General features: G+C 73.0%; 18 protein-coding genes, 1 tRNA gene and 1 pseudogene. 8 read left to right on the top strand and 12 right to left on the bottom strand.

Features of this window, described 5'->3' with window-relative positions:
- Nucleotides 1–28 precede the first annotated feature (28 nt).
- The 8 genes and pseudogenes from ACFVDM_RS01950 to ACFVDM_RS01915 form a co-directional block, all read right to left on the bottom strand.
- On the bottom strand, nt 29–1,678 hold the full coding sequence (locus ACFVDM_RS01950; RefSeq protein ID WP_383631642.1) for a long-chain fatty acid--CoA ligase: 1,650 nt from the start codon (nt 1,676–1,678) through the stop codon (nt 29–31).
- A 277-nt stretch (nt 1,679–1,955) separates the two neighbouring features.
- Nucleotides 1,956–2,498 (bottom strand): annotated as a pseudogene (locus ACFVDM_RS01945) (SigE family RNA polymerase sigma factor); the annotation flags it as partial.
- A 470-nt stretch (nt 2,499–2,968) separates the two neighbouring features.
- The gene (locus ACFVDM_RS01940) at nt 2,969–4,135 is read right to left on the bottom strand and encodes a lipid-transfer protein (RefSeq protein ID WP_383631639.1); all 1,167 of its coding nucleotides are present in this window, start codon (nt 4,133–4,135) and stop codon (nt 2,969–2,971) included.
- Nucleotides 4,132–4,536: a MaoC/PaaZ C-terminal domain-containing protein gene (locus ACFVDM_RS01935; protein WP_383631636.1), complete on the bottom strand. Its 405-nt coding sequence runs from the start codon at nt 4,534–4,536 to the stop codon at nt 4,132–4,134. Before ACFVDM_RS01935 ends, ACFVDM_RS01940 begins: the two co-directional genes overlap by 4 nt.
- Nucleotides 4,533–5,609 carry an acyl-CoA dehydrogenase family protein gene (locus tag ACFVDM_RS01930; protein WP_383631633.1) on the bottom strand — a complete coding sequence of 359 codons (1,077 nt, stop codon included), beginning with the start codon at nt 5,607–5,609 and terminating at the stop codon, nt 4,533–4,535. Before ACFVDM_RS01930 ends, ACFVDM_RS01935 begins: the two co-directional genes overlap by 4 nt.
- Before the next feature lies 1 nt (nt 5,610).
- Nucleotides 5,611–6,597: a bifunctional MaoC family dehydratase N-terminal/OB-fold nucleic acid binding domain-containing protein gene (locus ACFVDM_RS01925; RefSeq protein ID WP_383631630.1), complete on the bottom strand. Its 987-nt coding sequence runs from the start codon at nt 6,595–6,597 to the stop codon at nt 5,611–5,613.
- The gene (locus tag ACFVDM_RS01920) at nt 6,594–7,862 is read right to left on the bottom strand and encodes an acyl-CoA dehydrogenase family protein (RefSeq protein ID WP_383631628.1); all 1,269 of its coding nucleotides are present in this window, start codon (nt 7,860–7,862) and stop codon (nt 6,594–6,596) included. The genes ACFVDM_RS01925 and ACFVDM_RS01920 overlap by 4 nt, the downstream gene beginning before the upstream one ends.
- A gap of 375 nt (nt 7,863–8,237) precedes the next feature.
- Complete coding sequence (locus ACFVDM_RS01915; RefSeq protein ID WP_383631624.1) at nt 8,238–8,540, bottom strand: hypothetical protein; 303 nt, start codon at nt 8,538–8,540, stop codon at nt 8,238–8,240.
- A gap of 319 nt (nt 8,541–8,859) precedes the next feature.
- Here ACFVDM_RS01915 and ACFVDM_RS01910 point away from each other — a divergent pair, with 319 nt between their 5' ends.
- A complete protein-coding gene (locus ACFVDM_RS01910; protein WP_383631621.1) occupies nt 8,860–9,741 on the top strand; it encodes a bifunctional DNA primase/polymerase in 882 nt (293 codons plus the stop codon).
- A gap of 271 nt (nt 9,742–10,012) precedes the next feature.
- Here the strand turns inward: ACFVDM_RS01910 and ACFVDM_RS01905 are convergent.
- Together ACFVDM_RS01905 and ACFVDM_RS01900 are read right to left on the bottom strand one after the other, a co-directional pair.
- A tRNA-Ser gene (locus ACFVDM_RS01905) sits at nt 10,013–10,102 on the bottom strand.
- 102 nt (nt 10,103–10,204) lie between these two features.
- Nucleotides 10,205–11,785, bottom strand: a complete 1,581-nt coding sequence (locus ACFVDM_RS01900) for a S1C family serine protease (protein WP_383631617.1) — start codon at nt 11,783–11,785, stop codon at nt 10,205–10,207.
- A 198-nt stretch (nt 11,786–11,983) separates the two neighbouring features.
- On the opposite strand from ACFVDM_RS01900, the gene ACFVDM_RS01895 reads away from it, so the two are divergent.
- The 3 genes from ACFVDM_RS01895 to ACFVDM_RS01885 all read left to right on the top strand — a co-directional run bounded on the left by ACFVDM_RS01895 (nt 11,984) and on the right by ACFVDM_RS01885 (nt 14,747).
- On the top strand, nt 11,984–12,820 hold the full coding sequence (locus tag ACFVDM_RS01895) for a glycerophosphodiester phosphodiesterase (RefSeq protein ID WP_383631614.1): 837 nt from the start codon (nt 11,984–11,986) through the stop codon (nt 12,818–12,820).
- Nucleotides 12,821–13,002: 182 nt separating this feature from the next.
- A complete protein-coding gene (locus ACFVDM_RS01890; protein ID WP_383631611.1) occupies nt 13,003–13,626 on the top strand; it encodes an ATP-binding protein in 624 nt (207 codons plus the stop codon).
- Between the two features lie 155 nt (nt 13,627–13,781).
- The gene (locus ACFVDM_RS01885; RefSeq protein WP_383631608.1) at nt 13,782–14,747 is read left to right on the top strand and encodes a DUF5926 family protein; all 966 of its coding nucleotides are present in this window, start codon (nt 13,782–13,784) and stop codon (nt 14,745–14,747) included.
- A gap of 874 nt (nt 14,748–15,621) precedes the next feature.
- Here the strand turns inward: ACFVDM_RS01885 and ACFVDM_RS01880 are convergent.
- Nucleotides 15,622–16,341, bottom strand: coding sequence for a bifunctional DNA primase/polymerase (locus ACFVDM_RS01880; protein WP_383631605.1), 720 nt, complete (start codon nt 16,339–16,341; stop codon nt 15,622–15,624).
- A 607-nt stretch (nt 16,342–16,948) separates the two neighbouring features.
- On the opposite strand from ACFVDM_RS01880, the gene ACFVDM_RS01875 reads away from it, so the two are divergent.
- Nucleotides 16,949–18,319: a PP2C family protein-serine/threonine phosphatase gene (locus tag ACFVDM_RS01875; protein WP_383631602.1), complete on the top strand. Its 1,371-nt coding sequence runs from the start codon at nt 16,949–16,951 to the stop codon at nt 18,317–18,319.
- Between the two features lie 121 nt (nt 18,320–18,440).
- Nucleotides 18,441–19,913, top strand: coding sequence for an aminopeptidase P family protein (locus tag ACFVDM_RS01870; RefSeq protein ID WP_383631599.1), 1,473 nt, complete (start codon nt 18,441–18,443; stop codon nt 19,911–19,913).
- Between the two features lie 31 nt (nt 19,914–19,944).
- Here ACFVDM_RS01870 and ACFVDM_RS01865 read toward each other — a convergent pair whose 3' ends face one another.
- Nucleotides 19,945–20,490, bottom strand: a complete 546-nt coding sequence (locus ACFVDM_RS01865; RefSeq protein ID WP_383631596.1) for an ATP-binding protein — start codon at nt 20,488–20,490, stop codon at nt 19,945–19,947.
- A gap of 257 nt (nt 20,491–20,747) precedes the next feature.
- Here ACFVDM_RS01865 and ACFVDM_RS01860 point away from each other — a divergent pair, with 257 nt between their 5' ends.
- Both ACFVDM_RS01860 and ACFVDM_RS01855 read left to right on the top strand, forming a co-directional pair.
- The gene (locus ACFVDM_RS01860) at nt 20,748–21,551 is read left to right on the top strand and encodes a hypothetical protein (RefSeq protein ID WP_383631593.1); all 804 of its coding nucleotides are present in this window, start codon (nt 20,748–20,750) and stop codon (nt 21,549–21,551) included.
- 159 nt (nt 21,552–21,710) lie between these two features.
- A complete protein-coding gene (locus ACFVDM_RS01855; protein WP_383631590.1) occupies nt 21,711–22,445 on the top strand; it encodes a YcnI family protein in 735 nt (244 codons plus the stop codon).
- Nucleotides 22,446–22,489: the final 44 nt, after the last annotated feature.

The following is a 22,489-nucleotide window of genomic DNA, read 5'->3' as shown; positions in this document are numbered from 1 at the left end:
AACGGAACCGCCCGACAGCGCCGCCGGATCAGAGCTGGGTGATGTCCAGCTCGCCCGCCGCGTACTGCTTGCGGATCACCTTCTTGTCGAACTTGCCGACGCTCGTCTTGGGGACGGACGGGATGACGGACCAGCGCTCGGGGAGCTGCCACTTCGCGATGCCGGACTCGGCGAGGAACGCCTTCAGCGCCTCGTAGTCGGCACTCGCGCCGTCCTTGAGCACGACGGTGGCCAGCGGGCGCTCGCCCCACTTCTCGTCCGGGACGGCGACGACGGCGGCCTCGGCCACGTCCGGGTGGGCCATCAGTGCGTTCTCCAGTTCGACGCTGGAGATCCATTCGCCGCCGGACTTGATGACGTCCTTGGCCCGGTCGGTCAGGGTGAGGAAGCCGTCCTCGCTGATCACGCCGACGTCACCGGTCTTCAGCCAGCCGTCCTCGCTGAACTTGTCCTCGGGCCGCAGCGCCTCGCCGTCCGCCCCGCCGTAGTAGGCGCCGGCGATCCAGGGGCCGCGCACCTCCAGCTCACCGGCCGACTCGTTGTCCCACGGCAGGTGCTCGCCGCCCGGACCGACCAGCCGCGCCTCGACACCGGCCGGGAAGCGGCCCTGCGTGATGCGGTACGGCCACTCCTCCTCCGCGCTCAGACCGGCCGGCGGGTTGGCCATCGTGCCCAGCGGGGACGTCTCCGTCATGCCCCAGGCGTGGCAGAGGCGGACGCCCAGCCGGTCGTACGCCTCCATGAGGGAGGGCGGGCAGGCGGCGCCGCCGATGGTGACGTTGGCCATCGAGGTGAGGTCGCGGGGGCGGGCGGTGACCTCGGCGAGCAGCCCCTGCCAGATCGTCGGGACGGCAGCGGCGTGGGTCGGGCGCTCGCGCTCGATCATGTCGGCGAGCGGGGCGGGCTGGAGGAAACGGTCCGGCATGAGCATGTTGACGCCGGACATGAACGTGGCGTGCGGCAGGCCCCACGCGTTCACGTGGAACTGCGGGACGACGACCAGGGTCGTGTCCTTGTCCGTGAGGCCCATCGACTCGCTCATGTTGACCTGCATGGAGTGCAGGTAGATGGAGCGGTGGGAGTAGACGACGCCCTTGGGGTCCCCGGTGGTGCCGGAGGTGTAGCACATGGCCGCGGCCTGGCGTTCGTCCAGCTCGGGCCAGTCGAAGTCGGTCGGCCGTCCGGCGATCAGCTCCTCGTACTCGTGCACCCGCACCGGGGCGCCCTCCAGCACGGAGCGGTCGCCGGGGCCCGTCACGACCAGGTGCTCCAGCGAGGTCAGCTGGGGGAGCAGCGGCGCGATCAGCGGCAGCAGGGAGCCGTTGACGATGACGGCCTTGTCGTCGGCGTGGTTGACCACCCAGACGAGCTGCTCGGCCGGGAGCCGGAGGTTCAGGGTGTGGAGCACGGCGCCCATGGACGGGATGGCGAGGTAGGCCTCCACGTGTTCCGCGTTGTTCCACATGAGGGTTGCGACCCTCTGGTCGCCGTCGATGCCGAGCTCGTCGCGCAGGGCGTGGGCGAGCTGCGTGGCGCGCCGGCCGATCTCGGCGAAGCTGCGGCGCTGCGGCTCGGACTCGCCGGTCCAGGTCGTGACCTGCGACTTCCCGTGAATCGTCATCCCGTGCTTCAGGATGCGGGTGACAGTCAGCGGTACGTCCTGCATGGTGCTGAGCACGGCGTCCTCCCGGTGGGCGCTACGCGGCAGTAGGGTTCCGCTGATTCTGCGCACATACCACTCGGTATGTCACTACTCCCGGGCCTACGAATCGGTCTGGGCCGACGAATTCACCACGCTCGGACACCTGGGTGACCCGGCCCCGGCACACACGGTGACCAGCGACGACGTGATCACCGACGCCGGACCCGCGGCCGTCCGCCCCCGTCCGGGAGCCCGCCCGCGCCCGCTCAGCCGATCAGGCCACCCGCGCCCGCGGGCCGCCGGGCCGCGCCTCTCAGCGGACCGGAGTCAGCTCCGGATCCTGCCGCAGCTTGCCCAGCGCGCGGGAGACCGCGCTCTTGACCGTGCCGATGGAGACCCCGAGCACCTCGGCGGTCTGCGCCTCGCTCAGATCCTCGTAGTACCGCAGGACGACCATGGCCCGCTGGCGGTCGGGCAGCTTCAGCACCGCCCGCCACATGGCGTCGTGCAGCGACTGCTGCTCGGCGGGGTCCGGGCCCGGCGCGGACTCCTGCTCGGGCAGCTCGTCGCAGGCGAACTCGTCGACCTTCCGCTTGCGCCACTGCGAGGTCCGGGTGTTCAGCAGGGCCCGGCGGACGTAGCCGTCGAGCGCCCGGTGGTCCTCGATCCGCTCCCATGCGACGTACGTCTTCGTCAGCGCGGTCTGCAGCAGGTCCTCGGCATCGCTGGGGTTGGCCGTCAGCGAGCGCGCGGCCCGCAGCAGCACCGGCCCGCGCGCCTTCACGAACGACGTGAACGACGGGTACGGAACGTACGGGGCACGGGAGGCCGCAGAGGCAAGGGAGGCGGCCGGGGACGTACGGGAGGCTGCGGGCGTATGGGAGACGGCCGCAGACGCACGGGAGTCGGCTGCGGCCGTACGGGAGACGGCCGCGGACGTACGGGAGTCGCCTGCGGACGTACGGGAGACAGCCGCGGACGCACGGGAGTCGCCTGCGGACGTACGGGAGACGGCCGGGGCACGGGAGGCCGCCGGGGTGCGCGGCACGGCGTACGACGCGCGTGACGCGCGTCCGGAGTGCGACGGCGCGCCCGGACCGGACGACGTGTCCGGGGCGGTGACGACGGCTCCCCTGGAGGCGCCCGTGCAGACTGGCGTGGTCATGGCTCCACGCTAGGAGCGGGCGCGGCCCGGGGGATCGGCCCCAGGTCCCGAAACCGCGTCCGCCTCAGGGTGTAGAGCCGGCTCCACGTCCACCTCCTGTAGGTGGAGGAGTCGTTCCCGGGTCCTCAGGGTCGGACCCGGACCCCGCACCGTCCGCCCGTTCACCCCGCGCGGCCCAGGACGAGACCCGAGGTCGGCACCCCCGTACCGGCTGTGACCAGGGACGTCGTGGCCCCGGCGATCTGGTTGACGGAGGTCCCGCGGATCTGCCGGACGGCCTCCGCGATGCCGTTCATCCCGTGCAGATACGCCTCTCCGAGCTGCCCTCCGTGCGTGTTCAGCGGCACCGCGCCGGCCGCCACGAAGTCCGCCGCCTCCCCGGGCCCGCAGAAGCCGAACTCCTCCAGCTGCATGAGGACGAACGGGGTGAAATGGTCGTAGAGGATCGCCACGTCGATATCGGCGGGCGCCAGCCCCGAGGTCCGCCACAGCTGCCGGGCGACGACGCCCATCTCCGGCAGACCGGTCAGACCGTCCCGGTAGAAGCTCGTCATCTGCTCCTGGGCCCGCCCCGCCCCCTGCGCCGCCGCGACGATCAGGGCGGGGGGCTGCCGCAGGTCCCGGGCCCGTTCGGCGCTGGTGACGACGATCGCCTGGCCGCCGTCGGTCTCCTGGCAGCAGTCGAGCAGCCGCAGCGGCTCGACGATCCAGCGGGAGGCGGCGTGGTCGGCGAGGGTGATCGGCTTCCCGTGGAAGTACGCCGCCGGGTTGGTCGCCGCGTACCGCCGGTCGGTGACCGCGACATGACCGAAGGCCTCCGGTGTCAGCCCGTACGTGTGGAGATAGCGCTGGGCCGCCATCGCCACCCAGGAGGCGGGCGTGAGCAGTCCGAAGGGCAGGTTCCAGCCGAGGGCCGTCCCCTCGGCCGTGGGCTCGCGGCGCTGCACCCCGGAGCCGAAGCGGCGCCCGGAGCGCTCGTTGAACGCGCGGTAGCAGACCACCACGTCGGCCACCCCGCAGGCGACGGCCAGGGCCGCCTGCTGGACCGTGGCGCAGGCCGCGCCGCCGCCGTAGTGGACGCGCGAGAAGAACGACAGCTCGCCGATGCCGGCCGCCTGCGCGACGGTGATCTCGGGGCTGGTGTCCATCGTGAAGGTGACCAGCCCGTCGACGTCGGCGGGGGCGAGTCCCGCGTCGTCGAGCGCCGCGTGCACCGCCTCGACGGCCAGTTTGAGTTCGCTGCGCCCGGAGTCCTTGGAGAACTCCGTCGCCCCGATCCCGACGACGGCCGCCCGGCCGCCCAGCGAGTCCGCCCTGCGCACGCTCATGCGGATCCCTCCGGGGCGGCCACGCTCACCGTCACGGTTCCGGTGACGTGCCGGCCCAGCCCGTTGACGCCGACGACCGCCACCCGGGCGGTCGTCCCGGTGCCGTCGACCTCGGTCACGGTGCCGCTGAGCACCATGGTGTCGCCCGGGTAGTTGGGGGCGCCCAGCCGGATGGCGATCGTGCGGAGGACCGCCGAGGCGCCGAAGCGGTCGGTGACGTACCGGCCGACCAGCCCGTTCGTCGTCAGGATGTTCATGAAGATGTCCGGGGAGCCCTTCTCCCGGGCCAGCTCCGCGTCGTGGTGCACGTCCTGGTAGTCGCGGGAGGCGAGCGCGCCCGCCACGATCAGGGTGCGCGTCACCTCGATCTCCAGCGGGGCGAGTACGTCACCGGCCTTCACTCCGGTCCCTCCTTCACCAGCAGTTCGCCGAGTTCCTGAAGCACTTCGCTGCCGCAGCCCAGATGGGCGTCGAGCTGGCGCCCCCAGAGGAAGTGCCGGTGCACGGGGTGGTCGAGGTCGGCGCCCGTGCCGCCGTGCAGATGCTGGCCCGCGTGGACGACCCGCTTCCCCGCCTCGGAGGCCCACCACGCGGCGGTCAACGCCTGCGCCGCGTACGGCAGCCCCGCGTCGTGGCGCCAGGCCGCCTCGTACGCCGTGACGCGGATCGCCTCGGTGTCCATGTACGCGTCGGCCGCCCGGAGCAGGACCGCCTGCCGGTGGTCGAGGGGGCGCCCGAACTGCTGCCGGCCGGCGGTATGCGCGATCGCACGCGCCAGCGACCCGGCGCACACCCCCGCCTGAAGCCCCGCGAACGCCGTACGGGCGATGGCCAGGACGTCCGCGTACGCCCCCGGCCCATCGGCGCGCCCGCCGGCCCCGCCCTCGTACGCCCCCGGTCCCCCCACCTGTTCCGCCGGAGCCCCGGACAGCACGAGCCGGCCGGCCGACCAGGGGGCGGTGGTCTCGACGGGTTCGATCAGCACGCCGGGGTCGGCCGTCGTGACGAACCACAGCGCCCGGTCCGCGTCGGCGACCAGGACGTGCGTGGCGTCCCGCAGCCAGGGCACCACGGAGACGGTGCCGCTCAGCCGGCCGCCCCGCTCCGCGCGGACGGTGCCCCGGCCGGGGAACGCGCCCGCCGCCACCGCCGTACCGTCGCGGAACGCGGGCAGCAGCCGGGCGCGCTGCTCGTCCGTACCGTGCCGGGCGACGGCCAGCAGCCCGTACACCCCGCTCGACGCCAGCGGCACCTGGGCGGTGGTCCGGCCCTGTTCCTCCAGCATCAGCACCAGGCCGAGGAGTCCGGTCTCCTCGACGGCGGCGGGCAGTCCGGCCGCGCAGAGCTCCTTCCACAGCCCGGCGTCCGTACCGGTGCCGGCCGCGACGAGCCGGTCGTGCGTCGACAGATCGCCGAGGATCCGGGCCGCGAGCCCCTGCGCCTCGGACTGTTCCTCGCTCGGTGTGAAGTCCATGTCAGCCCTCGCTCCCCCGGAAGACCGGCAGCACCAGCTCGGGGTCCGTACGCAGGAACTCCAGCCGTACCGCCATCCCCACCCGCACCTTGTCGAAGGGCACCCCCACCACATTGCTCACGATCCGGACGCCCTCGGCCAGTTCGATCAGCGCCACGGCGTACGGACCGCCCGCACCGTTCTCGCTGAACGCGGGGAAGGGCGGATGGTGCATGACGACATGGCTGAAGACGGTCCCCTCGCCCGAGGCCTCGACCGTGTCCCAGTCCGCCCCGCCGCAGGCGTTGCACCCCGGCAACCACGGGAAACGCAGGGTCGCGCAGGCCGTGCAGCGCTGGATCAGCAGCCGGTGGGCGGCGACGCCCTCCCAGAAGCCGGCGTTGTCGCGGTTGATCACGGGGCGCGAGCGTTGCGGGACCGCCTTCGGGGCGGTCGCGGCGCGAGGCTGGGGATTCCGGTTCGCCGGGCGGTACTTGAGGATGCGGAAGCGGTGCGTCCCGGCGAGTTCGCCCCCGGCCCGGACATCCATGCGCGTGGTGACGAAGTACCCCGTGCCGAGCTTGGTCGTCTTGCGCTCCGACACCGACTCGATCACCGCGTCGAAGGTGATCGCGTCGCCGGGCCGCAGCGGACGCAGGTACTCCTGCTCGCAGTCGGTCGCGACCACCGAGGTGCAGCCCGCGCCGTCGAGCAGCCCGAAGAGTTCGTCGTACGCCCCGCTGCGGTCCGTGTGCCCCGAGAGCCCGCCCATCGTCCACGCCTGGAGCATGGCGGGCGGGGCGACGCCGTCCGGCCCGGTGTACGCGGGGTGCGTGTCCCCCATCGCCTCGCACCAGTGCCGGATCATCGGCTCGTTGACCGGGTCCTTGCCGACCCCGGCCTCGGCGGCGGGCCGCCCCTCGTACGCCTTGAGCCGTACGTACAACGCGTCCGTGTCCCCGGGCCGGGGCCCACCGGCCGCGGGAACCCCCTCCGCACCGTCCGTCACCGCTTTCCCCCCTTCATCCCGAGCCGCATCGTGGCGACGAGTTCGCGCTGCACCTCGCTGACGCCGCCACCGAACGTGTTGATCTGCGCCGCCCTGTTCATCCGCTCCAGTTCCCCGTCCCCGAAGACACCGGGCGAACCGGCCCGGACCAGACCTGCGTCGCCGGTGATCTCCTGGCACATCCGGTAGACCTCGACGGCGCTCTCGGTCCCGGCGAACTTCACGCCGCTCGCGTCGCCCGGGGCCAGCGCGCCCGCGCCCACGGCGCCCACGAGCCGCCAGTTGAGCAGCCGGGTCGCCGCGAGCCGGGCGTGCGCCTCGGCCAGCCGGGAGCGCACCCACGGTTCGTCGGCGGGGCGGCGGCCGGTCGCCGGATCGGGGGTGCGGGCGAAGGCGAGGGCCGCGGCGTAGACGTCCTCGGCCTGCATGCCGATCGCGGCGAGGGCGACGCGTTCGTGGTTCAGCTGGTTGGTGATCAGCCCCCAGCCGCCGTTCTCGGCCCCGACCAGCGCGGTGGCCGGGACGCGGACGCCGTCGTAGTACGTGGCGGTGGTGGTGAGACCGCCCACCGTCTCGATCGGGGTCCAGGAGAACCCGGGTGCGTCGGTCGGTACGAGCAGGATCGAGATGCCCCGGTGCTTGGGCGCCTCGGGGTCGGTGCGGCAGGCGAGCCAGATCCAGTCCGCGTTCTGCGCGTTGCTGGTGAAGATCTTCTGCCCGTCGATGGTCCAGGAGTGGCCGTCCCGTACGGCCCTGGTACGCAGCGCCGCGAGGTCGGTACCGGCCTCCGGCTCGCTGTAACCGATGGCGAAGACGGTCTCGCCGGCGAGTATGCGCGGCAGGAAGTACGCCTTCTGCTCCTCGGTGCCGTACTTCATCAGCGTGGGGCCGACGGTGTTGAGCGTGACCATGGAGACGGGGGCGCCGGCCCGGTACGCCTCGTCGAAGAACACGAACTGCTCGTCCGCGCCCCGGCCCTGCCCGCCGTACTCGACGGGCCAGCCCAGCCCCAGCATCCCGTCCGCACCGATCCTGCGCAGCAGCCGCCGCTGGGCCTCGGGGTCCTGATCGGGGGCGGCGCGGCGACCAGGGGCCGATGCGCTGCCGGAAGCCGAAGCGCCGAGGGCCGGAGCGCCGCTGGGGCCCGAGGCTCCACCGCGGGCCTCGCCGCCGGGAGCGGCCCCCGGGCCCGGCATCACCTCCCGGAAGTACGCGCGGAGTTCGGCGCGGAGCGCCTGCTGGCGTTCGGTCGGTGCCAGGTGCACGTCGACTGCCTCCCGGGAGAAGACACGAGAATCAAGGTTTCTGACTGTCCGTCAGATTCCTTGCCGCGTCAAGGCGGAGTGCACACGAGCCGAGCTCCGAACCCCCCTGACACACGCCTGCGTCCGAGATCCGACCCCCCACACCCACCCCGGTCGCACGCCCGAACGCGGCCCCGGACACACCCCCGCACCCGAGATCCGCACCCTCGCACACACGCCCGCACCCGAGACCCAGAACCCCAGACACGCGTCTGCGGCAGGGCACCCGGAGCCCCGGACACAGATCTGCGCACCGCCACCGAAGCGGCGATGCGCAGACTCTGCTTCCCCCCGACCGCGGTCCGGCCCCCCGACCGGGCCGCGCCAGGCGGCGGCTCACCAGAGAGGCGTGAAGTTCACCGTCACGCTGTGGTCGGCCTGATCGATCCAGGTGAACGCGGAGCCGTTCACCTGCGCGGAGTTGCTCGTGTTCGACGCGCCCAGGCCGACGGCCTGCTGCTGGGAGGTGGACGCGTTCCCGAAGTTGTCCCCACTGTTGCCGATCGTGGCCACGCCCGCCTCGGATCCGTTGCTCGCGATCGAGCCGTTGTCGGCCTGGGCGACACCGCCGAGCAGCACGGCGGCGAGCGGCAGAGCGGCCACGGCGGCGAGGACGCGAGCGGTACGGATGCTTGCCATGTTTTTCCTCCAGAGACCGGAAGTAAGGCTGGTCCCGGGCCAGTTGGCCGACCGCCCGGGTGGTGTCGCGACATCGCGACAACAGTGCTGCCCAAGGCCGCCCCGGCGAACCACCCTCCTCTCCCCATTCCCCCGCAAGCGTGAGGAAGGGCCGCCAAACCCTCAGAAGTCACAAGCTCCCCGACGACCGGCCCCTCGGCCCGGCCCCCGTACGCCACAGGCGAAGAAGCGTTACACCACCCCGCCCGCACCCACCGCGTGACGACCTCCGGACCCTTCCCCCCTTCCCATACTCGAACGCGCGTACGAAAATGATTCCATGGCCACCTTCGACCGGCGAACCGCCACCCTGGCCCTGGCCCACGCGCTCTCCGCCGCCGAGCACGGGCTCCCCGTCATCCCGCTGTCCGCGAACAAGCTCCCCGCCCTCCGCTCCCCGCACCGCGACCGGCCCGGCCCGAGCCCCTGCCGCGGCGCCTGCGGGCGCCCCGGACACGGCGTCCACGACGCGACCACCGACCCCGCCGCGGTCCGCGCCCTGTTCGCCGCCGCCCCCTGGGCCACGGGCTACGGCATCGCCTGCGGACGGGCGCCGCACCACCTCATCGGCATCGACCTCGACATCGACGCCACCGGCCGGCACGACTCCGCGGCCGCCCTGCGCCACCTCGCCCTGGAGCACCTGTTCACCCTGCCCCCGACCGTCACGGTGCTCACCCCCAGCGGCGGCCGACATCTCTGGCTCTCCGGCCCGCCCGATGTGACGGTGCCCAACTCGGCCGGCCGACTGGCCCCCGGCATCGACGTCCGCGGCTCCGGCGGCTATCTCGTCGGCCCCGGCTCCACGACCGCCCACGGCACCTACCGCCTGGTGCCCGGCACCGGCACCCTCCCGCCGGCCCCCTGCCCCCGCGCCCTCCTCCACCTCCTCACACCCCCGCCCCGCCCCCGCGGCGGCACGGCGCACCACCCCGACCAGGGCCAGGGCCTCATCCGCTTCGTCCTCGCCGCCCACCACGGCCAGCGCAACACCCGCCTCTTCTGGGCCGCCTGCCGCGCCTACGAACACGGCTTCGGCGACGCCCTCACCGAGGCCCTCACCCGCGCCGCCGTCCGCACCGGCCTCCCCGAACCCGAGGCCCGCGCCACCATCGCCTCCGCCGCCCGCCTCACCACCCCCCGCTGCACACCCCCGACCTGACGGCCCACCGCACAAGCACAAGCGGCCCCCCGACCGATCGAGCAGGCGCGAGTGTGCCTTCAAGCAGCCCGTACAGGGACGGCGAACAGGCCGCGCACGAGACAGTCAGATCCAGCAGAACGCCTCGGCGCATCCGCGCACTCCTGGCCCGCGCATGGCCCGTACGGGCCGCCCGACACCGCGAGAACAGGTGCCCGGGGAGACCAAGGCACACGCAGTGGGCGGGCCTCCGACTCGGAGACCCGCCCTCTGACCTGCTCACTCTCTGACCTGGCGGTGGGTGTGGGATTTGAACCCACGGTGACATCGCTGCCACGACGGTTTTCAAGACCGTTCCCTTAGGCCGCTCGGGCAACCCACCCATGCCCCGCGTGCCCGTCTGCCCGGCGCGGAACGGGCTACAGCCTACCGGCTGTGGCCCGGCCGCACGGTTGCCGCCCGAGGGTCGGGGGGACGGGAGGGGTCAGCTGTCGCCCTTGCGTTCGCCGAGGGTGACTTCGGCGGTGTGGGTCTTGCCGTCGCGCTTGTAGGTGAGGGTGACGGTGTCTCCGGGCTTGTGGGTCCAGATCTCGCCGATGAGGGTGGGGCCGCTGTCGACGACGGTGTCGTTGAACTTGGTGATGACGTCGCCGGCGCGCAGACCGGCCCTGGCGGCGGGGCCGTCCTTGGTGACGGCGTCCGTGCCGCCGGCGCCCTGGTCGGAGATGACGGCGCCGCCGGACTTCTCCTCCATCGTGACCGTGGCACCGATGACCGGGTAGACGGGCTGGCCGGTCTTGATGAGCTGCTCGGCGACGTTCTTCGCCTGGTTGATGGGGATGGCGAAGCCGAGGCCGATGGAGCCGGCCTGGCTCTGGCCGGTGCTGCCGGTGGACTGGATCGCGGAGTTGATGCCGATGACGGCGCCGCCGGCGCTCAGGAGGGGGCCGCCGGAGTTGCCCGGGTTGATGGAGGCGTCGGTCTGGAGGGCGCTCATGTACGAGTTGCTGCCGCCGGAGCCGTCGCCGGAGGCGACCGGGCGGTTCTTGGCGCTGATGATGCCCGTGGTGACGGTGTTGGAGAGGCCGAACGGGGCGCCGATCGCGATCGTCGAGTCGCCGACGGCCACCTGTTCCGAGTTGCCCAGCGGGAGCGGGGTCAGGCCCTGCGGCGGGTTCTTGAGCTTGAGGACGGCGACGTCGTAGCCCTGGGCCCGGCCGACCACCTCGGCGTCGTACTTCTTGCCGTTGGAGAACGTCGCCGTGAGCTGGCCGCTGTCCGCCGCGGAGGCCACCACGTGGTTGTTCGTGAGGATGTGGCCCTCCTTGTCGTACACGAAGCCGGTGCCCGTGCCGCCCTCGCCGTCGCCGCCCTGGGCGTCGATCGTGACGACGCTCGGCAGCGCCTTGGCGGCGACACCCGCGACCGTGCCGGGGTCGCGCTTGAGGTCCTGCGGGGTGCCCGTGGCGGAGACCGTCGTCGAACCGGTGTCGTCGGAGCGGTTGTCCGCCGCCCAGAAGCCGAGCGCGCCGCCGATGCCGCCGGCGACGAGCGCCGCCACGACCACCGCGGCCACCAGGCCGCCGGCGCCCCGCTTGCGCGGCGCGTCGGCCGCCTGCGGCCGGCCGGGCGGGCCCCACACGGGACCGCCGCCCTGGGCGGACTGGGCGTACGCCGGAACGGCCGGCGGGGGCGGCGGCCAGTTGGCGTCGGCCGCGGACTGCGGCGCGTGCGGCGCCGGGTAGGCGGGCACGCCGCCGTGGACCGGAGCGGCCGGCGCGGTGGCCGGGTCCGGAAGGGGGGCCGCGGGCTGCCCGGGGGAGGGGTCGGGCCGCTCCGCGGAGTGAGGGGCCGTCGGGGCGTCCGACGGCGGGACGGGAGGCTGCTGCGCCGTCGGGGTCTCCGACGGCGTGGGGGCGGGCTGCTGCGCGGGCGGCGCGTCCTGCCGCGGGGAGGCGGCGGGCGCGTCGTCGGCGGCGGCCCGGGGAGCGTCGGCCGGCACGGGAGGTACGGACGGGGCGGCCTCGGCCGCGGTGCCCTCGTTGCCCTCGTTCTCTGTGCTCACAGCTCTTTACTCCTCGGTTCCACGTCATGATTCGGCAAGAGATCCGCTGTGTACGTGTCTGGGACCAGCTTTTCCCACAGCACGTCAGGCCACTGTAAGCAGGACCTGTGCATCCGCGCACGAGCCTTTACATCGGACAAAACGGTCCTGCCGCTCAAGGTGCGCCCACCCGCGGCCTCCCGGTGACACCATGACGCGGTGACCCCAGCACGGCAGCAGCGCCCCAGCCCGCATCCCATCCAGGTCATCGCGCACCGGGGCGCGTCGGACGACGCCCCCGAGCACACCCTGGCCGCGTACCGGAAGGCGATCGAGGACGGTGCCGACGCCCTGGAGTGCGATGTGCGGCTCACGGCCGACGGTCAGCTCGTATGTGTGCACGACCGCCGGGTGAACCGTACGTCCAACGGGCGCGGCGCGGTCTCCGCGCTGGAGCTGAGCGAGCTCGCGGCGCTCGACTTCGGCTCATGGAAGGACCGGGACGAGACGGAGTCCCCGGACTGGGACCCGGTCCCGGGCGAACTCACCTCCGTACTCACCCTGGAACGGCTGCTCGAACTCCTCGTGGAGACACGCGCCACCGGCCGCCCCCTGCAACTGGCCGTCGAGACCAAGCACCCCACCCGCTGGGCCGGGCAGGTGGAGGAGCGGCTGCTGCACCTCCTCAAGCGGTTCGGGCTCGATCAGCCGCCGGCCGAAGGGCCCTCCCCGATCCGGGTCATGAGCTTCTCGGCACGCTCCCTGCACCGGATCCAGGCCGCCGTCCCGGACCTGCCCACCGTCTATCTCATGCAGTTCGTCTCCCCGCGCCTGCGCGACGGGCGGCTGCCCGCCGGAGCCCGGGTCGCCGGACCGAGCATGCGGATCGTCCGCAGCCACCCCGGCTACATCGAGCGTCTGCACCGCGCCGGCCACCGCGCCCACGTCTGGACGGTGAACGAACCCGAGGACGTCGAACTCTGCGTACGCCTCGGTGTCGAGGCAATCATCACCAATCGCCCGAAACAGGTTCTGTCACATCTGGGACGCTCGTAACATCAGTCACAGGGAGTACACCGGCGCATTCGGCGCGTACTCAAGGGTTACGAGTGCGTCACCGGCAGGCCTTTGGCCGGTTTCCGGTCCAGTCCGGGAGGGCATCCACACCGTGGCGTGGGGCAAAGGAGGTCTCGGGGGTGGCGTTGGTGGTGGCACAGGAAGTGCCCACGTCGTCGAGCATGGCCGTTCCCCATGGCCCTGCGGGCGTGGGGCAGGCACGACGCAGGATGCGTGATCAGTTGCGCAGCCACGGGGTGTCGGACACGGTCGTCGACGATGCGGTGCTGATCCTTTCCGAACTGCTGAGCAATGCCTGCCGGCACGGCAGGCCGCTGGGACGGCAGACCGAGGCGGGCGACGGCGATGTGCGCGTGGCCTGGTGCGTCGACCGTACGGGCGGGCTGACCGTCGAGGTCACGGACGGAGGCGGTCCGACCAGACCCATTCCGGCCACTCCTTCGGTGACCGCACGCGGCGGCCGAGGGCTGAACATCATCAGCGCCCTCGCCGAGGAGTGGGGCGTACGGGACGACTCCCCCGGTGAGGTCACCGTCTGGGTGCTGGTCAACGAGGGACACGGCGGGCGCGGCGGACACGGCCGTACCGGCGCGCAGCGGGGCGCGCGCGGCGAGGGGCGGAGCCGGGGCGCGGGAGCACGGCACGGTAGCGGTTCCGGCGCGGCCGGCCCGCACGGGACCCGCTCCGTGAACGCGGTGGGCGGTGTCAACGCCGTGGACATGACGGGCGGAGCGGGGGGCCTGGACGGGCTCGACCTCGCCGCCCTCCTCGACGACGCGGGCTGAGCCGGCGGCCCAGGGCCCGGCTGCAAGGGGCCGAAGGCCGGGGAGGCCGGGACCCCGTCCCCCGGCACAAACGCGGCTGCACCCCGGGATCGCGGACAGGCACCCCATAGACTCGCGGCCCAGACCGCACTGTCGCATTCGGGAGAAAGCCCACCATGGCGAAGAAGCGCCCTCAGACCAAGGCCGGGAAGCAGCAGCTCAAGGACGGCGAGATCCCGGTGGTCGGGGCCCGTGAGCCCTGCCCGTGCGGTTCTGGCCGCCGCTACAAGGCCTGCCACGGGCGCGCCGCCGCCCAGGCCGTCACCGAGCTGGTCCAGCGCCCCTTCGAGGGGCTGACCGGCGAGTGCGACTGGGTCGCCCTGCGCGAGCTGGTCCCCGCCGCCACCGTCGAGCTGTCCCTCAAGGGCGGCCTGCCCGAGGGCGTTCCGTCGGTGACGCTCGCGACCGTCCTGCCGATGGCCTGGCCGGCGCTGCGCCGCGACGACGGCTCGGTGCTGCTCGCCCTGCAGAACGACACCTCGTCCGGCGACCTCAGCCGCGACCTCGCCGACACCCTGCAGCGCGCCCTGGCGGCCGAGCCGGGCTCGCCCGTCCCGGCGCGCCGGGTGACGGAGGAGGGGCCGCGCCTCCAGGACCTGCTGGACGCCGACGCCCCGTTCGCGCCTGTGGTGCACGAGGGCTTCGAGTTCTGGGTGCCGGACGCGGAGAACGCCACGGCGGAGGTGACCGCCTCCCTGGAGCGGGCCAACGACGCGGCGATCCCCACCGCGCTGCTCTCCGGTGTGGACGCCGCCTACTGGTGCGAGACCCCCGAGAAGAACCACCTGCGCTGGGTCATGCCGCACCCCGAGGAGCAGCTCCTCGACGCGCTCGCCCGGCTGCACGCGGCCGGCGGTTCCTCGCTCGGCGAGGGCACCCGGCTCGTCGGCTCGTTCCGCGCGCACGGCCTGATGGTCCCGGTGTGGGACCTGCCGAGCACGATGGGCGCCGAGGAGTGCGAGAAGCCGGCCGCCGCGTTCGCCGAGCGGCTGGCCGGGGCGCTCGCCTCGGACGCGCCGCTCACCGCGGAGGAGCGCCGGGCGCGTGGCGGGCTCACCAACCGTCAGGTGACCCTCAGCTGACAGTGACCCCCGCCGGACACGTTCGGTGACTCGCGTCACAGTCGCCCGTACCGACCGGTAAATCGCTGTCCGAATACACGAGATCGAATTTGCGAACGGCAGATCTCTTGTTACCGTTCTAGAAGCCCGGTTGTTGGTGTATCCCCCGTCGCCAGCGATCGGGCATCCTCATGTCCGGACCCGGCGCGCACACGGCGCACGGGACGGCGCGTAAGCCGCGCACAGGCCGCTCACAGCGCCCCGGCCCGCGCCCTGGGCGCAACGCCCCCTCCACTCCGCTCCCCGCAGGCTTCCGGCTGCCCCGGAGCCCGTCCGGCCACCTCCGGACTCCAACCCGCCGCCCACGCGGCACTGTTGGACTCCCCGTCGACAGTCCGCCTTCACGGCCACAGGACCGCTCGGAATCGGACAGAAAGCACCGGAGAGCCCTGCGGCCCCGAACGGCCCGGGAGTGCGTACCGAAGACACCTTCGACGGCCCTTCGAACGCCGTGCGGAAGAGCCGTCAGAAATCGGACCACCGGCGGTCTTTGCACCGGCAGACTTTGCATGCCCGATTCGTCCGCCCGCGGTGGACAGCGCGTGAGCGCGGCACACACGAGATCCGAACGCACTCGGTAATGAAAACGCCTCAAGAAGAAGCGGACCGAGAAGAAGCGGCGCAAGAAGAACAGAAAGGGATCAGGACCGGCCTCGTTCGCTACGCAATTCCCGATCGCGGCGGCCTGCCGGCCCGCAGGGCATTCCTGACGGCACGACGGATTCCGGCAAGGCGCGGCCCGCTCCGGCCCCGGCCCCCGCCCCGCCCCGGCCGGTTCGAACACCGGGGCCCGCCTCCGTCCGCCGCGCCCGGCCCACCGGACCGGACGCACCGGTCAGTACGCCAGCCGGCTGCCGCCGTCCGGGGCCCCCGTGCCGGCCTCGACGAGCGCGTCCAGCACCGCCCCCACGTCCGGCAGCCACGGAGCCGCCACGGCCGCCGGCGCACCGCCGCGGACGCCGCGCCGGACCTGCCGCTCCGGCGCCCGCTCCCAGCGCACCTGCCCCGTGCCGATCACCGAGGACGGAAGGACCAGATAGCCGCCCTCCCCGTGGAACCGCAGCGAGCTGGGCACCCAGTCCTGCGCGTACAGCAGCTCACCGAGCCGTTCCAGGCTGTACGGGGCGACGAGCAGCGCCCAGCGGGTGGGGGTGGCCACGACCGGCCCCAGCCGCACGCCCATCCGGTCCAGCTCGGCCAGCGCCCGCGCGCCGGCGACGGCCGGCAGGCTCAGGGCGCACGGCGCCCGGCCGCCGGTGGCCAGCAGGACCGGCGCGGCCGGCCGCTTCGTCCACCACCAGCGCACCATCCGGGCGTCGGTCGTCGCGGCGAGGAGTCCGGGCTCAAAGGGGTGCGCTCCGGGCACGGCGCAATCGGGATCGGGACAGGCGCAGCCCCGGCCGCGCTCGTCATGCCCGGGTGCCTGCCGGAGCCCCGCACCGGGGAGCACGGGCCACTGCCAAGCGGTGGCACAGGTCAGGGCCGCGTCGAGCCGGGCCGGCCCGCTTCCGCGTCCGGGCCGGAGCCTGCGTCGCCTTCCGAGGATCTCGCGCATGAGCGCTCGTTCCTTTCCGTTGAACGCCGATGAACGCCGTGGTTCCACATCACACCACGCGCCCGTCACGTCGCGTGCGCGTGTCTTCACTGCCTGTGCATGCTCATCGAGCCTGAGGTACGGGTCGATCGTGGGTACCGAGCGTGAACTGTGCTGAGCCGAATCGAGCCGGTTCCGGTCGGGATCGTCGCGAGGTGCAGGGCGTGTGCCGCGCCTGCCGTCCGTGGTGCGGCCTCGCCACTCGGGGGTGGGGCGTGGCCGTCACAGGAGAGGACGTCCGGGCCCGCTGCCAGGTTCCGGAGATGATCACCGTCACCTCTGGCCGTCCAACGAAGAACGTACCCAGCCCGCCCGGAATGACGCTCCCCGGGGACTTCACCCCACGGGCAAGCCCCGTCGAGCAGAGCCAGTCGACCGCAAATACATGTCGCCGGGTGCATTTTTTGGCCAACTTACTTGTCACATGGACACCAGCAATCCCGCAGGGACAATGCTGGACATCGCCTTACTTGTACGTGTACATGTGGATGCATTGATAGCGGCGCAGAATGACATGGGGGTTTGCGATGCTATTCGACGAATCACACCAGTCGGAAAGCCGGCGACCATGAGCGCCCCACACCTGCCGAAAGTGGCTGGAATCGATCCCACAGTTCCGGTTTCGGCTCACACTGCCGGGCCGCTGTCAGAAGTGCCCGCCGCCCCCGGCGCCTTCATCCAGGACCGCCTGGCGGGCTGGGTGTCCGACCTCACCACGCTCCACGAGCTCACCGAACGGCTGGCCAGAACCAGCACCCTCGACGCCGCCCTGCACGAAACCCTCGAAGCCGGGGCCGCCCTCGTCGGCGCCCGCCGCGGGCTGATCGCCTTCGAGCCGTCCGACCGCCGGGGCCCCGTCTCCACCGTCGGGCTCGGGCTCGCCCACGCCGAACTCGGCCAGATCGAGACGGTGCCGCGCAGCGCCACCTCGTACGGCCGCATCCTCGACGGCGTACCGGACGCCGACACCGCGTCCGCCGCCCCCGATCTGCTCGGCGACCCCGCTCTGGACCCCCGCAGACGCGAGGTCGCCTCCCGCCTCGGCTACGCCGCCAGCTACACCCAGCCGCTCACCACCGACCGCACCGGCGCCCTCGCCGCCGCCGTCTGGCTCTACGACGAGCCGGCCGAACCTCTGGAGCGCCAGCGCCACCTCGTCGGCCTCTACGCCGGTTACGCCTCCGAGCACCTCGCCCGGCTCCTGGAACTGGAACGGGCCAGGGCCGACGTCGCCACCGTCACCGAGGAACTGCTGCCCAGCAGGCTGCCCCGGGTCCCCGGCGTCCAGCTGGCCGTACGCCATCACGCGGCGGCGCAGAGCGGCAGCGACTGGTACGACGCGCTGGCCCTGCCGGAGGGGGCGCTCGGTCTGGCCGTCGGTTCCGCCGGCGGCTCCGGGCCCAGCGCCCTGGCCGCCATGGGCCGGCTCCGCGCCGGGCTGCGGGCGTACGCGGTGATGGAGGGCGAGGATCCGGTCGCCGTCCTGTCCGACCTCGAACTGCTGATGCGGCTGACCGAACCGGCCCGCTCCGCCACCGCGCTCTTCGCCTACTGCGAACCCACCCGCCGCAAGATCCTGCTGGCCGGGGCCGGGCACACCCCGCCGCTGATCGTCGGCGAGCGGCGCACCGAGTTCATCGAGACCACGCTCTCCGCCCCGCTGGGCATGCTGTCCTGCTGGGAGGCGCCGAGCGTGGAGATCACCCCGGCCCCCGGGGAGACCGTGCTGCTGTACACCGACGGGCTGCTGCGCCGCACCGGCGGCTCGACGGACCGGGCCTTCGCCCGGCTGCACTCGGCGGCGGCGAGCGTACCGAAGGCGCTGCGCCACGACGCCGCCTCGGTCGCCGACCACGTGGTGCGCACCGTGCTGCCCGACGGGATCGACCGGGGCGACGAGACCGAGGACGTGGTCCTCCTCGCCGCCCGTTTCGACTGAGACCCCCGCGCCCCCGGCCCGCCGCCACCTCCGCGTGTAAGAGGTCTTCCGGCCCTGGGCCCCCTTCCGTACGCCCGTACGATGGAGGGGGTCCAGCGTCGTATCAAGGAGAGACAGAGTCGTGTCTGAGGAGCTCATCCCGGAGAACCCGGAGACCCCGGAGTCCGAAGAGTCCGAACCGGTCAAGCAGCGGAAGAACGGCCTGTACCCGGGCGTCTCCGACGAGCTCGCCGCGAGCATGAAGTCCGGCTGGGCCGACACCGAGCTGCACGGCCTGGAGCCGATCGCCCAGGCCGGTCACACCGCCGACCGCCGCGCCGCCCTGTCGGCGCGCTTCCCCGGCGAGCGCCTGGTCGTCCCGGCCGGCCGGCTGAAGACCCGGTCCAACGACACGGAGTACGCCTTCCGCGCCTCGACCGAGTACGCGTACCTCACCGGCGACCAGACGCAGGACGGCGTCCTCGTCCTGGAACCCACGGGCGAGGGGCACGAGGCGACCGTCTATCTGCTGCCCCGCTCGAACCGGGAGAACGGCGAATTCTGGCTCGACGGCCAGGGCGAGCTGTGGGTCGGCCGCCGGCACTCCCTCGCCGAGGCCGAGCAGCTGCTGGGCATCCCCGCGAAGGACGTCCGCGAACTGCCCGCGGCGCTCGCCGAGGCCACCGGCCCGGTCCGCGCCGTCCGGGGCCACGACGCCGTCATCGAGGCCGCGCTGACCGACAAGGTCACCGCCGAGCGCGACGAGGAGCTGCGGGTCTTCCTCTCCGAGGCCCGTCTGGTCAAGGACGCCTTCGAGATCGCCGAGCTGCGGAAGGCCTGCGAGAGCACCGCGCGCGGCTTCGAGGACGTCGTGAAGGTCCTCGACAAGGCCGAGGCGACCAGCGAGCGCTACATCGAGGGGACCTTCTTCCTCCGCGCCCGCATCGAGGGCAACGACATCGGCTACGGCTCGATCTGCGCCGCCGGACCGCACGCCACCACCCTGCACTGGGTGCGCAACGACGGCGCGGTGCGGTCGGGTGAGCTGCTGCTGCTGGACGCCGGCGTGGAGACCAACGACCTCTACACCGCCGACGTCACCCGGACCCTGCCGATCAACGGCACGTTCACGCCGCTCCAGCGCAAGATCTACGACGCCGTGTACGAGGCGCAGGAGGCCGGGATCGCCGCCGTGAAGCCGGGCGCCGACTACCGCGACTTCCACGACGCCGCGCAGCGCGTGCTCACCGAGAAGCTCGTCGAGTGGGGTCTGCTGGGCGACCTGACCGTGGAGAAGGTCCTGGAGCTGGGCCTCCAGCGCCGCTGGACGCTGCACGGCACCGGTCACATGCTGGGCATGGACGTGCACGACTGTGCCGCCGCGCGGACCGACTCGTACGTCAACGGGACGCTGCAGCCGGGCATGTGCCTGACGGTCGAGCCCGGTCTCTACTTCCAGGCCGACGATCTGACGGTCCCCGAGGAGTACCGCGGCATCGGCGTCCGGATCGAGGACGACATCCTCGTCACCGAGGACGGCAACCGGAACCTCTCGGACCAGCTGCCGCGGCAGGCCGACGAGGTCGAGGCGTGGATGGCGGGGCTCAAGGGCTGAGCCGCACCCCCGCCGCCGGAGGGCGCCCCGCTCAGGACACCATGAGCAGGGCGCCCTCCCGCCATTTCAGGACCTTGTCGAAGCTCACCACGGCACCGCCGTGCCCCGGCCGGTTGCCGAAGTGGACGTGGTCGGCGAGCTGCTCGATCAGACAGAGTCCCCGGCCGTCCTCTGCGGTGAGCGAGGCGTGGTCGGCGCACTGCGCCCCGCACGACGGACCGCCGCCCCGGGACGCGGCGTCGCGCGCCCGCGCGCGCCGGGCGGGAAAGCCCGGTCCGGAGTCCGCGACCTCGATCCGGCACATCTCACCGTCCAGATAGGCCGTGACCCGGTACTGCCCGCAGGCCGTGGCGGAAGGTTCCTCCCAGCCGTCCCGGCCCTCCGCGCCGCCGTCCGCGTCCCGGTGGGCCCCGCCGTGCTCGACGGCGTTGGCGCAGGCCTCGCTCAGAGCGAGCGACAGATCGAAGGAGATGTCCGGGTCCACACCCGCCGACTCCATCGTGCCGAGCAGGAACCGGCGGGCGAGCGGAACGCTCGCGGCCTCGCGCCGCAAATGGAGTGACCACCAGATGCTCATGCTCCAGCCTCCTGGCTGCGGCTCGACATACCGATACGTATTGCCGCCCCGTGCCGTTCATAAGCACGCGCGGGGTGTGAGACCGCTCATTCGGCGGATACCCGGACACGCCACACGTGTGCATTCCCGGCCCACGGGACCGTTCTGCCCCCTCCGTATGGGGTCCGAACGGCCCGGCTCGCACCCTTTCGGGCGGAAGGCGACCTTCCGGACCTGCCCTACGGAGGCGGGGAGCCGGGTGCGATGATGGCCCGGCCATGTCTAGTCGTGTGGGACGCGCCGGAGCCGGTATGCGGCTGCTGAGGGCCGCGGTGTTCGCCGCGGTCTGCGTCGCGTTGTCCGCCGCCGGACATGCGCTGGCCGCCTGTGCGCTCGTCCCGTGGTGGACGCTGCTCGCCGGATTCCTCGGGATCCTCGCGGTGGCCGTCCCCCTCGCCGGACGGGAACGTTCGCTGCCGTCCATCGCCGCGGCCCTGGCGGGCGGACAGATCGCCCTCCACACGCTGTTCGGGGTGGGGACGCACACCGCGTCGCCCCGTGCCGTGTCCGGCGAGGACCCGCTGATCCGGCTCGCGGCGAGCATCGTCTGCGGGGCCGGGCCCGCCCAGCTGACCGCCGCCGACGCCCGCCGCATCGTCACCACCGCGGGCGTCGACCCGCTGTCGGTGGCCTCCCAGGCCCACCAGCACACGGCCGCCGTGACCGGAACCGGCACGGCCGGCCTCGCCGGAACGCTGCCGAGCCTGCCCATGCTGCTGGGCCATCTGCTGGCCGCGCTGGCCACCGGCTGGCTGCTGCGACGGGGCGAGATCGCCCTCTTCCGGCTTGCCCGGCTCTCCGCCCACGGTGCCCAGCAGATGGCCGCCGGGGCCCGGCTGCGCGCCCTGCGCGCCGCGCTCTTCCTGGTGTCGGCGCTCCGCGCCGGCCTGCCCGGCTGCCCGACGACCGGGCCGCGCACCCCCCGTACCGCCACGGACGCTCCGCCTCCGGCGACCGGGGATCCGCTCCAGCATCTGGTGATCAGGCGCGGGCCGCCCACGGCGTTCGCCCTCGCCGCCTGACGCGACGCCCGCCCCACGACGCACGCGCCGCCGCCCGCACCCCGGTGCCGGACGGCCCGGCCCGTACGCGTCCGCTCGTGCGGAAGGTGTCGCGCTCCCGTCGCGCACCCGCGCGCCGGTGCACCCTTTCCTACGTGCCCCAGTGGAGTGATCCCTGCCATGAAGCTCTCCCGCATCGCCCTCTCCGGCGGCATCGCCGCGACCGCCGCACTGCTGCTCGCCGGTCCGGCCTCGGCCCATGTCGGCGTCCAGCCGCAGGGCGAGGCCACCAAGGGCGGTTACGCCGTCATCAACTTCAAGGTCCCCAACGAGCGCGACAACGCCTCGACGGTCAAGGTCGAGGTCAACTTCCCGACCGACCACCCGCTCGCGTCCGTGATGCCGCAGCCCGTGCCCGGCTGGAAGATCGACGTCACCAAGAGCAAGCTCGCCAAGCCGCTGAACATGCACGGCAAGACGATCAACGAGGCCGTCTCCAAGGTCACCTGGACCGCCACCGCCGACGGCAGGATCGGCGCGGGCCGCTTCCAGCAGTTCCCGCTCTCCGTCGGCCCGCTCCCGGAGGACGCCGACGAGCTGGTGTTCAAGGCGATCCAGACGTACGACAACAAGGAGGTCGTGCGCTGGATCGAGGCCCCGAAGGCGGACGGCGAGGAGCCGGAGAGCCCCGCGCCGGTCCTCAAGCTGAGCGCGCCCGCCGAGGAGGCGAAGGAGGCCGCCCCGGCGTCCGGCGCCGACGCCGCGGCGAAGGACGACGGGAAGAGCGAGCAGACCACCGCCTCGGCGGGCTCCTCCAGCGACACCACGGCCCGGGTGCTCGGCATCGTCGGCATCGTCATCGGTGTCGCGGGCGTCGCCTTCGGCGTCCTGGCCGGCCGTCGCCGCACCGCCTGATCACGTCCGGGGCCCGTCCGGCCCGTTGGACCGGACGGGCCCCG

This window comes from Streptomyces sp. NPDC057682 (assembly GCF_042799575.1).
In the GTDB taxonomy this organism is placed as follows: domain Bacteria; phylum Actinomycetota; class Actinomycetes; order Streptomycetales; family Streptomycetaceae; genus Streptomyces.
This window is presented reverse-complemented; position numbering and strand designations above follow the sequence as displayed.

What these genes read in the sequence shown, in the direction of transcription:
- ACFVDM_RS01940 (WP_383631639.1), bottom strand. Translation starts at nt 4,135, where the DNA reads ATGAGCGTGCGCAGGGCGGACTCGCTGGGCGGCCGGGCGGCCGTCGTC.
- ACFVDM_RS01930 (WP_383631633.1), bottom strand. Translation starts at nt 5,609, where the DNA reads ATGGACTTCACACCGAGCGAGGAACAGTCCGAGGCGCAGGGGCTCGCG.
- ACFVDM_RS01915 (WP_383631624.1), bottom strand. Translation starts at nt 8,540, where the DNA reads ATGGCAAGCATCCGTACCGCTCGCGTCCTCGCCGCCGTGGCCGCTCTG.
- ACFVDM_RS01910 (WP_383631621.1), top strand. Translation starts at nt 8,860, where the DNA reads ATGGCCACCTTCGACCGGCGAACCGCCACCCTGGCCCTGGCCCACGCG.
- ACFVDM_RS01890 (WP_383631611.1), top strand. Translation starts at nt 13,003, where the DNA reads ATGGCCGTTCCCCATGGCCCTGCGGGCGTGGGGCAGGCACGACGCAGG.
- ACFVDM_RS01885 (WP_383631608.1), top strand. Translation starts at nt 13,782, where the DNA reads ATGGCGAAGAAGCGCCCTCAGACCAAGGCCGGGAAGCAGCAGCTCAAG.
- ACFVDM_RS01880 (WP_383631605.1), bottom strand. Translation starts at nt 16,341, where the DNA reads ATGCGCGAGATCCTCGGAAGGCGACGCAGGCTCCGGCCCGGACGCGGA.
- ACFVDM_RS01875 (WP_383631602.1), top strand. Translation starts at nt 16,949, where the DNA reads ATGAGCGCCCCACACCTGCCGAAAGTGGCTGGAATCGATCCCACAGTT.
- ACFVDM_RS01865 (WP_383631596.1), bottom strand. Translation starts at nt 20,490, where the DNA reads ATGAGCATCTGGTGGTCACTCCATTTGCGGCGCGAGGCCGCGAGCGTT.
- ACFVDM_RS01860 (WP_383631593.1), top strand. Translation starts at nt 20,748, where the DNA reads ATGTCTAGTCGTGTGGGACGCGCCGGAGCCGGTATGCGGCTGCTGAGG.
- ACFVDM_RS01855 (WP_383631590.1), top strand. Translation starts at nt 21,711, where the DNA reads ATGAAGCTCTCCCGCATCGCCCTCTCCGGCGGCATCGCCGCGACCGCC.